Source organism: Mycobacterium aquaticum, assembly GCF_002086485.1.
GTDB lineage: Bacteria > Actinomycetota > Actinomycetes > Mycobacteriales > Mycobacteriaceae > Mycobacterium > Mycobacterium aquaticum.
Window position 1 is genome coordinate 76,237 of record NZ_MVHF01000007.1, and the last position, 12,660, is coordinate 88,896.

Here is a 12,660-nt window from a genome sequence, read left to right on the forward strand (position 1 = left end):
GGAGTCAGCGCCAGTGGTAACGGGTGCTCGGTCGGCCCGTCTTGCCGTACTCCGTGCTGCGGGTGACGGTGCCGCCGTCGGCCAACCGCTCCAAATAGCGCCACGCCGTCACCCGCGACACCCCCACCTGTTTGGCGACCTCGTCGGCGGTCAAGCCGTCAGGGTTGTCGCGCACCGCGCGTGCGATCTCGTCGGTGGTCTGCGGCGCCGCCCCTTTCGGGGAAGCGGCTTTCTCCGGGGCGACGCGTAGTTCCCCCAGGGCGCGGTCCACCTCGGCTTGACTGGCCGCGTCCGTGCCGGCCGGAAGTGCCGTGCGGTAGCGGCGGTAGCGCTCGAGCCGATCGCGGAACGCCGCGAACGTGAACGGCTTCAGCAGATACGCCAGGGCGCCGTGGGCGACCGCGGCCCGCACCATCTCCAGATCACGTTCGGAGGTGATGGCGATGATGTCGGGCGCCGGTCGCAGCCCCGACAATCCCGAGGCCAACGAGATCCCACTGGCGTCGGGCAGCCCGAGGTCCAGCAGCACCAGATCGATCGGCCGCTCGGATGCCGCGGCCTCGGCCGCCGTGCGCATCGCGTCGCGTGCGGTGTGCACCACTGCGGCAGTCGAAAACCCTTCCAGCCGAGCAAGATACGTGGCGTGCGCTTCGGCGATCAGCGGATCGTCCTCCACGATGAGGACGTGGACATCGCTCATCTCGGCACCGTCACCGTGACGACCGAACCGTATGTCACGTCGGCCCGTATGGTGCCGCCGTGCTTTCTGGCCACCTGAGCCACCAGTGCCAAACCCAGACCATGGCCCGAAGTGTCGCCCGGTTTGGTGGAATACCCTCGCTGCATGGCCTTTTCGAACGTCGACGCATCCATGCCGGGGCCGCTGTCGGCCACCCGGATCAGAAGCTCATCGCCGTTCTGGCTCACCGTGACCTCGACCCACGGATCGTCGCGGTCGCACGCGTCCATCGCATTGTCGATCAGATTACCCACCACGGTGACCATCTCCTGACCCGACAGCACTGTGTCCGTGGGCAACTGGGTGTCCTCGGTGACCGTCAGCGCGATGCCGCGTTCGTCGGCCTGCGCGGTCTTGCCGAGCAGCAGCGCCACCAGCGCGGGCTCGTGCACCGCCAGCGACAGCCGGTCGACCAGTTGCTGAGACAGCTCCAGATCCTCTGTGGCGAACCGGACCGCATCGTCCGCACGCCCCATCTCGACCAGGGTGATGACGGTGTGCAGCTTGTTCGCCGACTCGTGCGCTTGGGCCCGCAGGGAATCGGCCAACACCTGCATGGAGCTGAGTTCGCCCAGCGCGCCCTGTAATTCGGTGCGATCCCGGATGGTGACGACCTCGGAATCGGAATCGATCTTCCCGCCGCTGCGCGCCTGCCCGCTGGTGACCCCGGAACGGTTCACCACCAGGACCCGGTCATCGGTGACGTGTACCTCGTCGCGCACACCCGGATCACGACTGCGCAGAAACTCCGGCAGGTCGGACAGCCGTACCGGCCCCGGCGGCACGCCCAGCAGCCGTCGCGCCTCGTCGTTGATCACGGCCACGCCGTCGCGGTCGAGCACGATCAATCCCTCCGACACCGAATGCAGGATCGCGTCGTGGTGGTCGTACATCACCCGCAGTTCCTCGGGCCGCAGGCCCCGGGTCTGGCGCAGCAGCCTACGCCGGATCGCCCATACCCCCAACGACGAAACCGCCAGCGCCCCAGCGGTTACCGCGGCGATGACCGGGATCTGCGCGCGCCAGCGCTGCGCCAGGGTCTGCTGGGTGATGCCCGCGGAGACCAGGCCCACGATGTGCCCATTGCTGCCGTGCACCGGGGCCACCGCCCGCACCGACGGGCCGAGCGTTCCGGTGTAGACCTCGCTGAACGTCTGGCCACGCAACGCCGGTGCGACGGTGCCGAGGTAGTGGCCGCCGATCTGGCTGGGATCGGTGTGGGTGAACCGTGTTCCGTCGGGCGCCATGATCGTGATGAACGCGATGTCGGTGGCCCTGCGCACCGCCTCGGTCATCGGCTGCAAAACCTGTGTCGCCGTGCCGGATTGAATGGCCGCAGCGGTCGACGGGGAATCGGCGAGAGCAGTCGCGATGCCGACGACCTGCTGGCGTGCGGCGGCGTCACCGTCGCGTCGCGCGTCGAGCAGCGCAAGTGCTGACCCGGCCAGCACCACGACGGCGACCACGATCACCTGCAGGGCGATCGCCTGACCGGCCAGCGACCGCGGCCACCACCTGCTCAACCGCACGATTTCCGCCCCAGCTTGAACTAAATGAACTTATGCGTGACGTGGCTCACGTCATCGGCGAACCTACTTGCAGAGCAAACCGATGTCGACCCGGAGGTACCGATGAGCACCACCTTGGACCCACACCCCGAACCGAAGACCCGACGAGACCGCACCCACTGGCTCTATATCGCCGTCATCGTCGCGGTGGTGGCCGGTGTTGCCGTCGGGCTCGTCGCACCGGGAATCGGCAAAGACGTCGGCGTGCTCGGCACGATGTTCGTCAACCTGATCAAGATGATGATCGTCCCGGTCATCTTCTGCACGATCGTGTTGGGCATCGGCTCGGTCCGCAAGGCCGCGACCGTTGGCAAGATCGGCGGGCTGGCGTTCGTCTATTTCCTGGTGATGTCCACCGTCGCGCTGGCCATCGGCCTGCTGGTGGGCAATCTGCTCGACCCGGGCTCGGGCATGCACCTGTCGGAGAAGACCGCTGGGCAGGGCGCGAAGCTGGCCGAGAAGGCCCACGAGGCCGGCGGTCTGATGGACTTCATCCAGCACATCATCCCGACCACCCTGTTCTCGGCACTGACCGATGGCAACGTGCTGGAAGCCCTCTTCGTGGCCTTGCTGGTCGGTTTCGCACTGCAGGCGATGGGCACGGCGGGCGAGCCCATCCTGCGCGGTGTCGAGCACCTGCAGAAGCTCGTGTTCAAGGTGCTGATCATGATCCTGTGGCTGGCCCCGATCGGTGCGTTCGGTGCGATCGCGAACGTGGTCGGTCAGACCGGCTGGACAGCGGTCACCCAGCTGCTGACCCTGATGCTCGCGTTCTACCTGACGTGCGCGGTGTTCGTCTTCGGGGTCCTCGGCGCGCTCCTGCGCCTGGTGTCGGGTGTGTCGATCTTCAAGCTGGTGCGCTACCTCGCCCGCGAGTATCTGCTGATCTTCTCGACATCGTCCTCTGAGTCGGCACTGCCGCGGCTGATCGCCAAGATGGAACACCTCGGCGTCGAGCGGAGCACCGTCGGTGTCGTCGTGCCGACCGGATACTCGTTCAACCTGGACGGCACCGCGATCTACCTGACCATGGCCTCGCTGTTCATCGCCGACGCGATGGGTGACCCGCTGTCCATCGGCGAGCAGGTCTCGTTGCTGGTGTTCATGATCGTCGCCTCCAAGGGTGCGGCCGGCGTCAGCGGCGCAGGCCTGGCCACCTTGGCCGGCGGGCTGCAGAGCCACCGCCCCGAATTGCTGGACGGCGTGGGCCTGATCGTCGGCATCGACCGGTTCATGTCCGAGGCGCGCGCCGTGACCAACTTTTCCGGAAACGCGGTGGCCACCTTGCTCGTCGGCTCGTGGACCAAGACGGTGGACCGGGCCAAGGTCGACGCAGTGCTGGGCGGCAGGGACCCCTTCGACGAGCTCACGATGGTCGACAACCATGCGGCGCCCGTTGCGGTAGCTGCTCACTGAGCCCGAGCATCAGAAGCCCGGCCGGATTCTCCGGCCGGGCTTTGCGTTTCCTGTGAACCATGTCGGCCCCGGCGCCGTGACAGTGGTATGCGAGCAACATCAGTAGCGCTGGCCGTATCGGGGGCGGTACTGGCAATCATGGCAACGCCGACAGCAGTGGCGTCGGCAGAATCAGCGGTGGTGACCATCGGCGAACTTCAGGCCGATGGCTTCGACGTGACGATCGACCGGATCGGGAGTGCTCCGCTGGAGCAGTGCACGGTGACCAGCGTGCGCAACCCCCAGACCGAAACCAGGTTGGTTCGGGTCGAGAACATCGGCAAGAACGGCAAGAAGACCTTCGACCTTGTCCCCATCGTGGTGCGGCGCACCATCACGGTGTCGCTGGACTGTACGCATTGACGTGAGTGCGTGGTGCCCCGGATGGGCGGCGAATGCGCGGACAGGGCACGCTGGAGGTCATGGTCACGAGCAAGACATTCCCACCGATGAATGCTCCGATCGAGCTCAACGACGGGACCCGCATCCCGCAGTTGGGATTCGGTGTGTTCAAGATCGAGCCGGAGAAGACCGCGGCAGCGGTCAAGGTCGCGCTGGACGTCGGTTACCGCCACATCGATACCGCCGAGATGTACGGCAATGAACGGGAAGTGGGCCAGGGCGTCCGCGACGCAGGCTTGGACCGTGGCGACGTGTTCATCACCAGCAAGCTCAACAACGGTTTCCACCGACCAGACGACGCCCGACGGGCCTTCGATGACACCCTGAAGGCGCTCGGGTCCGATTACGTCGACCTGTTCCTGATCCACTGGCCGCTGCCGACGCTGTACGACGGCGACTTCGTCTCGACGTGGCACGTACTGGAGGAATTCGCCAGGGACGGCCGCGCCCGCAGCATCGGGGTCTCGAATTTCCAGCCGGCGCATCTGGAGCGTCTGTTGAAGGAATCCGACACGGTGCCCTCGGTCAACCAGATCGAGGTGCATCCGTACTTCACCAACGAAGAAGTCCGCGCGTACGGGCGAGAGCATGGCATCGCGACCGAGGCCTGGTCGCCGATCGCGAAAGGCCGGGTGCTCGACGACCCGGTCGTCACGAGGATCGCCGAGGCGGTGGGCCGGTTCCCCGCGCAAGTCGTGCTGCGTTGGCACATCCAGCGCGGCGATATCGTGTTTCCGAAATCAGTGTCGCCCGAACGGGTCCGGTCCAACTTCGAGTTGTTCGACTTCGAACTGACCGACGCCGACATGGAGGCGATCTCGGCTCTCGACCGTGGCGAACCCGGACGCACGGGCCCCAACCCCGACACGTTCGACCGGATCCCGACGTGACGCAGGCCTAGCATGCGAACATGAGCGTGCCGTTCTCCTGGAATCTGCCGTACGCCTGGCCCAGAAAGCCTGTCCTGGCGCGCAACGTCGTCTGCACCTCGCAGCCACTCGCCGCGCAGGCAGGCCTGGCGATGCTCGCGGAAGGCGGAAACGCTGTCGACGCGGCTGTCGCGACGGCGATCACGCTTTCGCTGGTGGAGCCCGTTTCCAACGGGATCGGCTCGGATGCTTTCGCAATCGTCTGGGACAGTGGGCAATTGCACGGCTTGAATGCCTCGGGCCGCTCGCCCGCGGCGTGGACACCGGAGTACTTCCGCGGCGGGAAGATTCCTGCGCTGGGCTGGAATGCGGTGACCGTGCCGGGCGCGGTCGCGGCCTGGATCGCGTTGCACGACAGGTTCGGCAGGTTGCCGTTCACGCGGCTGTTCGAGCCTGCGATCCGCTACGGCCGCAACGGGTTCCTGGTCTCGCCGACGGTCGCAGGACAGTGGGCGGCGCAAGCACCGGTACTCGCATCGCAGCCCGGCTTCGCCGCGGCGTTCTTGCCGGGTGGCCGGGCACCGGTGCCTGGCGAACTGTTCAGATTCCCCGACCACGCTGCCAGCCTTGAGCTCATCGCCGCAACGCACGGCGAAGCGTTCTACCGTGGCGACCTTGCAGAGAGGATGGCGGCGCACTCGGACGCCAACGGCGGCGCGATGGCCAGCTCCGACCTGGCCGCGCACCGCGTCGAGTGGGTCGACACGATCGATGTCGACTACCGCGGGTACACGGTCCACGAGATCCCGCCGAACGGTCAGGGCATCGTGGCACTCGCGGCGCTGGGCATCCTCGAGAACTTCGACATGGCTTCGCTTCCCGTCGATTCACCCGAGAGTGTGCACCTGCAGATCGAGGCGGTGAAACTCGCGTTCGCCGACGCGCTTTCCCATCTGGCCGACCGCGAGCACATGACACTGCCGCCGAGCGAGCTTCTCGACGCCGAATACCTGCGGGAGAGAGCGGGGCTCATCGACCGCACCAAGGCTCAACATTTCACGACAGGACGCCCACCCGGGGGAGGCACGGTCTACCTGACCGCAGCCGACGACTCGGGAATGATGGTCTCGATGATCCAGTCGAATTACCTCGGTTTCGGCTCGGGTGTGGTGGTGCCGGGCACCGGGATCTCGCTGCAGAACCGCGGCACTGGCTTCGTCCTGACCCCGGGGCATCCGAACCGCGTCGGGCCGCGAAAGCGTCCGTTCCACACCATCATTCCCGGCTTCCTCACCAAGGCCGGTGCTCCCGTGATGAGCTTCGGCGTGATGGGCGGGACCATGCAACCACAGGGCCATCTTCAGGTCGTGGCGCGGATCGCCGACTACGGGCAGAATCCGCAGGCCGCGTGCGACGGACCACGCTTCCGCTGGTTGCAGGGCACGCGAGTGTCCGTCGAGGACGGTTTCCCGGCCGCAACGCTGGAAGGCCTGCGCGACCTCGGCCACGACCTGGTCACCGTGGGCGACTACCAACAATTCGGGAGCTGCCAGGCGATTTGGCGACTGGGTGACGGGTATCTTGCCGCGAGCGATCCGCGCCGGGACGGCCAGGCGGCCGGGTTCTAAGCCCTGTGACCGATACCGACCGGGTTCAGATGGGTCAGGTGACCGCTCTCGGTGCCGTCGGTGGGGTCGATGACGCAGTCGATGAGTGACGGCCCACGGGAGGCAAGGGCTTTGCGCAGCGCGGCCTCGAGTTGTTCTGGTGTGCTCGCGTGATACCCGACGCCGCCGAACGCGGTGATCAGCCGGTCGTGGCGGGCTGTGGGCATGAGAGTGGTGGGCGAGGGGTCGGTCGACGCGGGATTGGCCCCGTCGCCCCGGTAGACGCCGCCGTTGTTGAGCACGACCACGACGACGGGAAGCCAGTAGCGGCAGATGGTCTCCAACTCCATGCCGCTGAAGCCGAAGGCGCTGTCGCCCTCGATCGCCACCACCGGGTCGCCGCTTTCGACGGCCGCTGCGATGGCGTAGCCCATCCCGATACCCATGACGCCCCAGGTGCCGCTGTCGAGCCGGTGTCGGGGCACCGTCATGTCGATGACGTTGCGCGCCAGGTCGAGCGCATTGGCGCCTTCGTTGACCACATAGACCTCGGGGCGGTCACGAAGCACGTCGCGAAGCGCGCGCAGCGCCCCGTGGAACCGCATCGGATGCGTCTGCTCGCCAAGTCGTTTGGCCATCGCCGCGGTGTTGCGCGCCGAACGCGCGGCGAGCTGGTCGCGCCACGACGACGGTGCCGTGATCTCGCGGGTCCGCTGGGCGAGTTCGGCCATCACCGAGCCGATATCGCCGAGCAGGGGTGCAGCGATCGGTGCGTTGCTGTCCAGCTCGTTCGGGTCGATGTCGACCTGGATGAACTTCACGTCCGCGCTCCACTGCGGTGACTCGCCGTGCCCGAGCAGCCAGTTCAGCCGTGCGCCGACGAGCAACACCACGTCGGCGTTGCGCAGCGCCAGCGACCTCGCCGTGGCGGCTGACTGTGGATGGCCATCGGGTAGTAGGCCTTTCGCCATCGACATCGGCAGGAACGGTATGCCGGTGTTCTCGACGAACGCGCGAATCGCGTCGTCGGCCCGGGCGTACGCTGCTCCCTTGCCGAGCACGACGAGCGGACGCTCGGCCCCGGCGAGCAACTCGACGGCGCGGTCGATCGCAGCCGGTGACGGGACCTGGTCGGGAGCCGCGTCGACCACCGTCCGCAGTGACGCGCGCGCCTGATCGGCATCCATGACGTCACCGAGCACGGCCGCGGGAATATCTAGGTAGACGCCACCGGGGCGGCCGGAGGACGCGATGCGGACGGCGCGCGCGACGGCCAGGCCGATGTCCTGGACCCGGTTCACCCGGAAGGCGGCCTTGGTGTACGGCCGCGCGGCCGCGAGCTGGTCGAGCTCCTCGTAGTCGCCGCGTTGCAGGTCGACGATGTGACGCTCACTCGATCCCGAAATCTGCACCATGGGAAAGCAATTCGTGGTCGCGTTGGCGAGGGCGACCAGCCCATTGAGAAAACCGGGTGCGGACACCGTGAGGCAGATACCCGGCTTCTTGGTGAGGAACCCGGCTGCCGCCGCGGCGTGTCCGGCGTCGCTCTCATGACGGAATCCGATGTAGCGCAGGCCTTCGGCCTGGGCCACGCGGGCGATGTCGGTGACCGGGATGCCGACCACGCCGTAGATCGTCTCAATCCCGTTGAGTTTGAGTGCCTCGACCGCCACGTGATACCCGTCGGTGGCCGTGGCGGTCGAGGATGTCATCGCGGCTGCCGTGCGCTGTTGTCCGATGGGAGGTGCGGAAGTCATGTCGGAATTCCTCTCGGCGCTGGTGATCTCACTGCCATCGTCGTCGCTCGCGGTGATCGCCGTCAGCAGCGCTGGCGCCCATTGCCCGGTTGGGGCAGTGTCACCACCGCCCCCCTGCTAGCTGCAAAATCGCGGCGAATCCGAGCAGCGGACGCGACGATCGGGGTCATCCCGCCTACCATGCGAGATGACCGCATTCGAGAAGTGCGGTAAATCTGTTGTCAGACAACATTATTGATGCGTTCAAGGCGGATCGCTCGACTCACACACTGCAAGAAGGTGATTGCCATGATCACGATGACCGGATTGTTCGACGTGCTCGACGAGCAGCTGCGGATCGCGCCATGGGCTACCGCGCTGGTGGCCACCGCCGAGCGCATCCCGGTGAGCTACGGAACGTTGTCCGACCTGGTGGACCAGATCGTCGTGGGCCTGCGCGATGCGGGTTTGCGCCGAGGGGATGCCGTCGGGCTGGTGGGCGCCAACACCGTCGAGTTCGTCGTGGGACTGCTCGGCGCGGCACGGGCCGGCCTCGTGACCGCCCCGCTGGATCCGGCGCTGCCCGCTGCGGAACTGAGAGATCGGCTCGACCGGGTCGGCGCCAGGGCCCTGCTGATCGGTTCGGCGGCAACGGATCAGACGCCGGTCGACGCCGGCTCCGACCGTGCGGGCATGCGCGTGCGCGTGGAACTCGCCGGTCCGACGGCAGGGACGGCGTGGCTCGAGTTCGGCCCCGCATCGGGTGCCCTCGACGACCACGCGAATCTCGGCCTCCGACCCGAGGATGCGCTGGTGCTGTTCACCTCGGGCACCACCGGCCGGGCCAAGATGGTGCCTCTGACGCACGGCAATGTGGCCGCCTCGGTGCGGGGAATCTGTGCGACCTACGACCTGGGCCCCGATGACGCGACCGTGGCGGTGATGCCGCTGTTCCATGGCCACGGGTTGGTGGCCGTGCTACTCGGCTCGTTGGCCAGCGGGGGACGAGTGCTGCTCCCGGCGCGCGGGCGGTTCTCTGCGCACATGTTCTGGAACGAGATGCGATCCGTCGGCGCCACATGGTTCAGCGCGGTGCCCACCATCCACCAGATCCTGCTGAATCGCCCCGCCGCGGATGTTCCCGGCCCGGACGTGTTGCCACTGCGATTCGTCCGCAGCTGTAGCGCGCCGCTGGACATCACCACCGCCCGCGCCATCGAGCGGGCCTTCGGCACGCCCCTCCTGGAGGCCTATGGAATGACCGAGACCACCCACCAGGCCGCCGGCGAGCAGATCCGCGCGCGGATGCCAGACGAACTCGGCTCGGTGGGGCGTGGCACGGGCGCGGTACGGCTGCGAATCGTCGACGGTGCCGGAAACTCCTGCCCGCCCGGTGTGATGGGTGAGGTGTGGGTGAGCGGCCCCACCGTCGCCCGCGGCTATCTCGCTGATCCGGATGAGACGGCCAAGAGCTTCGTCGACGGCTGGTTCCGCACGGGTGACCTGGGCATCGTGGATGTCGACGAACGGCTGCATCTGACTGGCCGAATCAAGAACATCATCATCCGGGGCGGCGAGAACATCTCTCCCGAACATGTCGAAGGCGTCCTCACGGGGTGCGACGGCGTCGTGGAGGCGGCGGTGTTCGCGATTCCCGACGAAACGTTCGGCGAACGGGTCGGCGCGGCTGTGGTGCTCTCCGGCCGGCGTGCCGGCGGACCCGAACAGATCACCCTGGAATGCCGCGCCAAGCTGCCGGCCTTCGAAGTCCCCGAGCGGATCGACGTCGTCACGGCGCTGCCACATACCGCCAAGGGCGCCATCGACCGCAATGCCGTCAAGCAGCTCTACGCGCATTGACCGGGATTGCAGCTGGCAGGCATCAGCGATTGGAGGTCAGCGCCAACGATCTCGAGACTGTGTCGGCGGATCGTGGAAAGAGCAAGGAGCACAGCACTTTCCAAGGAGTGACACCATGCATCGAACAGTCAAGCGCGTTGCGGCCGCAGTAGTGGCGGCCGTCGTCACAGGCGCCGTCGTCGCCGCCCCCGCGGGCGCAGCAGTGGACCGCGCACCCGCGGAGCCAACCCACTCGGTGTCAGCGGCACCGGATCGGGTCGCGCATGCATCCGATGCCGGATATCACGGCTGGCACGGAGGCTGGGGCGATCGCGGCTGGCGCGGAGACTACGGCTGGGGCCATTACCGACACTGGGGGCCGTGGGGCTGGTGAGCCTCGCTCAGCCCTGGCAGTTCAGCGACACCGACACCGTCTGGCTGGTGACCACCTGCACCAGCACCCGGTCGTTGCCGTTACCGCGGCCCGGGCCGGTGTAGGGCACCCACTGCTTCACCTGCTGCGGGTTGCGGACGCTGGTCACCACGCACTGGTCCAGCGGCGCGGTGCCGACGCGATCTATGTTGACGGTGTAGCCCTGCGACTGCAGACGACTGATGGTTTCCTGTGCCGTCTCATCGGCCGATGCGAGGCCGGCGGGGGCGCCCACCAGCCCGATCACAGCCACTGCGACCGCACCCATGGCGTACTTCACCCGCATTGTCGTGCCTCTCGTTCAGCTACTTCACATCTTCCCCTGAAGTACATCGTTTAGGGAACCCGATTCGTTCCTGCATACACCCGGATAGCATCGCGCCCGTGGACAGCACCATGCAGAACTGGCCGTTGACCATCACGGCGATCCTGCGGCACGCCTGTGGCGCCAACGGCGACCGAACCATCACCACCGCCACTGGTCAGGGTGGATACCGCACCAGCACCTACCGGGAGATCGGTGAACAGGCCGCGCGACTGGCACATGCCCTGCGGGGGTTCGGCATCACCGGCGACGAGCGCGTGGGCACGTTCATGTGGAACAACGCCGAACATCTGACTGCCTACCTGGCCTTGCCCGCGATGGGCGCGGTGCTGCACACCCTCAACATCCGGTTGTCCCCGGAGCAGATCGCCTACATCGCCAACGAAGCACAGGACCGGGTGATCGTGGCCGACGCATCTCTGGTGCCGCAGCTGGCGCCGGTGCTGCCGCTCCTGGAGACCGTGCACACGGTGATCGTGTCCGGCGACGGTGACGTCAGTGCTCTCAAAGGGGTCACGGTCGTGCGGTATGACGAAGTGCTGGCGGGCCGTCCCGCGCAGTTCGACTGGCCTGACATCGACGAGAACTCTGCTGCCGCAATGTGTTACACGAGTGGCACCACCGGAAACCCCAAAGGGGTGGTGTACAGCCACCGGTCGAGTTATCTGCATTCGCTGTCCACGTGCACGGCCAATGCGCTCGATGTGGGCGCGGGCGATGTGGTGTTGCCGGTCGTGCCGATGTTCCACGCGAACGCTTGGGGGTTGCCGTACGCGGCCCTCATGGCCGGGGCGGATCTGGTGATGCCGGACCGCTTCCTCGATGGTGCCTCACTGATCGAGCTGATCGAATCGCGGCGCCCCACGGTGGCCGGGGCGGTGCCCACGATCTGGAACGACGTGATGCACTGCCTGGAAAAGGCGCCCGGACATGATATTTCGTCGTTGCGACTGGTTGCCTGTGGCGGTTCGGCGGTGCCGGTCTCGCTGATGCGGACATTCCAGGAGCGCTACGGCGTCTACATCCAGCAGGCGTGGGGTATGACGGAGACGTCGCCGCTGGCGACGGTCGCCAAACCGCTGCCCGGGGTGTCCGAGGAACGGCACTGGGCAATGCGGGCCACCGCGGGACGACCGATGTGCGGTGTCGAGGTCCGCATCGTCGACGACACGGGTAAACCCATGCCCGCCGACGGCAAAGCCGTGGGGGAGCTGGAAGTACGCGGTCCGTGGATCACCGGCAGTTACTACCAGGGCCGGGACGCGGAGAGGTTCGACACCGGCTGGCTGCGCACCGGAGACGTGGGCTGCATCGACGAAGACGGCTACGTCACCCTCACGGACCGCGCCAAGGACGTCATCAAATCCGGTGGTGAATGGATTTCCTCGGTGGAGCTGGAGAATCTGCTGATCGCCCATCCCGACGTGTTGGAGGCCGCCGTGGTCGGCGTGCCCGACGAGCGCTGGCAGGAACGCCCGCTGGCCGTCGTGGTGTTGCACGAGAATGCCACGACCAGCCCGGCGGAACTACGAGACTTCCTGGCGGACAAGGTGGTTCGGTGGTGGCTTCCGGAGCGCTGGACATTCGTCGACCAGGTGCCGCGCACCAGCGTCGGCAAGTACGACAAGAAGACCATCCGGGCCCGGCACGCCGACGGCGCCTACGAGGTGCTCACCATCTAGGGCGC

The 12,660-nt window shown here is 67.0% G+C and carries 11 protein-coding genes; 7 read left to right on the plus strand and 4 right to left on the minus strand.

The window, feature by feature from the left end:
• Positions 1 to 4: 4 nt before the first annotated feature.
• Together BST13_RS09730 and BST13_RS09735 are read right to left on the minus strand one after the other, a co-directional pair.
• Positions 5 to 700, minus strand: a complete 696-nt coding sequence (locus BST13_RS09730; protein ID WP_083163068.1) for a response regulator — start codon at positions 698 to 700, stop codon at positions 5 to 7.
• On the minus strand, positions 697 to 2,262 hold the full coding sequence (locus BST13_RS09735; RefSeq protein ID WP_083163395.1) for a sensor histidine kinase: 1,566 nt from the start codon (positions 2,260 to 2,262) through the stop codon (positions 697 to 699). The genes BST13_RS09730 and BST13_RS09735 overlap by 4 nt, the downstream gene beginning before the upstream one ends.
• A 108-nt stretch (positions 2,263 to 2,370) precedes the next feature.
• On the opposite strand from BST13_RS09735, the gene BST13_RS09740 reads away from it, so the two are divergent.
• From BST13_RS09740 to ggt, 4 genes are all read left to right on the plus strand, one after another.
• On the plus strand, positions 2,371 to 3,723 hold the full coding sequence (locus tag BST13_RS09740) for a cation:dicarboxylate symporter family transporter (protein WP_083163070.1): 1,353 nt from the start codon (positions 2,371 to 2,373) through the stop codon (positions 3,721 to 3,723).
• 87 nt (positions 3,724 to 3,810) lie between these two features.
• Positions 3,811 to 4,125 (plus strand): hypothetical protein, encoded by a 315-nt coding sequence (locus BST13_RS09745; protein ID WP_083163072.1) that lies wholly within the window; start codon positions 3,811 to 3,813, stop codon positions 4,123 to 4,125.
• A gap of 86 nt (positions 4,126 to 4,211) precedes the next feature.
• Positions 4,212 to 5,054 (plus strand): aldo/keto reductase, encoded by an 843-nt coding sequence (locus BST13_RS09750; RefSeq protein WP_083163397.1) that lies wholly within the window; start codon positions 4,212 to 4,214, stop codon positions 5,052 to 5,054.
• 20 nt (positions 5,055 to 5,074) lie between these two features.
• Positions 5,075 to 6,661 (plus strand): gamma-glutamyltransferase, encoded by a 1,587-nt coding sequence (gene ggt, locus BST13_RS09755; protein ID WP_083163074.1) that lies wholly within the window; start codon positions 5,075 to 5,077, stop codon positions 6,659 to 6,661.
• Here the strand turns inward: ggt and oxc are convergent.
• Positions 6,658 to 8,352, minus strand: a complete 1,695-nt coding sequence (gene oxc, locus BST13_RS09760; protein WP_083163400.1) for an oxalyl-CoA decarboxylase — start codon at positions 8,350 to 8,352, stop codon at positions 6,658 to 6,660. The genes ggt and oxc overlap by 4 nt on opposite strands.
• A 333-nt stretch (positions 8,353 to 8,685) precedes the next feature.
• Here oxc and BST13_RS09765 point away from each other — a divergent pair, with 333 nt between their 5' ends.
• On the plus strand, positions 8,686 to 10,236 hold the full coding sequence (locus BST13_RS09765; RefSeq protein WP_083163076.1) for a FadD7 family fatty acid--CoA ligase: 1,551 nt from the start codon (positions 8,686 to 8,688) through the stop codon (positions 10,234 to 10,236).
• Positions 10,237 to 10,351: 115 nt separating this feature from the next.
• Positions 10,352 to 10,609 (plus strand): hypothetical protein, encoded by a 258-nt coding sequence (locus tag BST13_RS38665; protein WP_142282764.1) that lies wholly within the window; start codon positions 10,352 to 10,354, stop codon positions 10,607 to 10,609.
• Positions 10,610 to 10,616: 7 nt separating this feature from the next.
• Here BST13_RS38665 and BST13_RS09770 read toward each other — a convergent pair whose 3' ends face one another.
• Positions 10,617 to 10,934: a hypothetical protein gene (locus tag BST13_RS09770; RefSeq protein WP_083163078.1), complete on the minus strand. Its 318-nt coding sequence runs from the start codon at positions 10,932 to 10,934 to the stop codon at positions 10,617 to 10,619.
• A 98-nt stretch (positions 10,935 to 11,032) separates the two neighbouring features.
• On the opposite strand from BST13_RS09770, the gene BST13_RS09775 reads away from it, so the two are divergent.
• Positions 11,033 to 12,655, plus strand: coding sequence for a fatty acid--CoA ligase (locus BST13_RS09775; protein WP_083163080.1), 1,623 nt, complete (start codon positions 11,033 to 11,035; stop codon positions 12,653 to 12,655).
• Positions 12,656 to 12,660 lie beyond the last annotated feature (5 nt).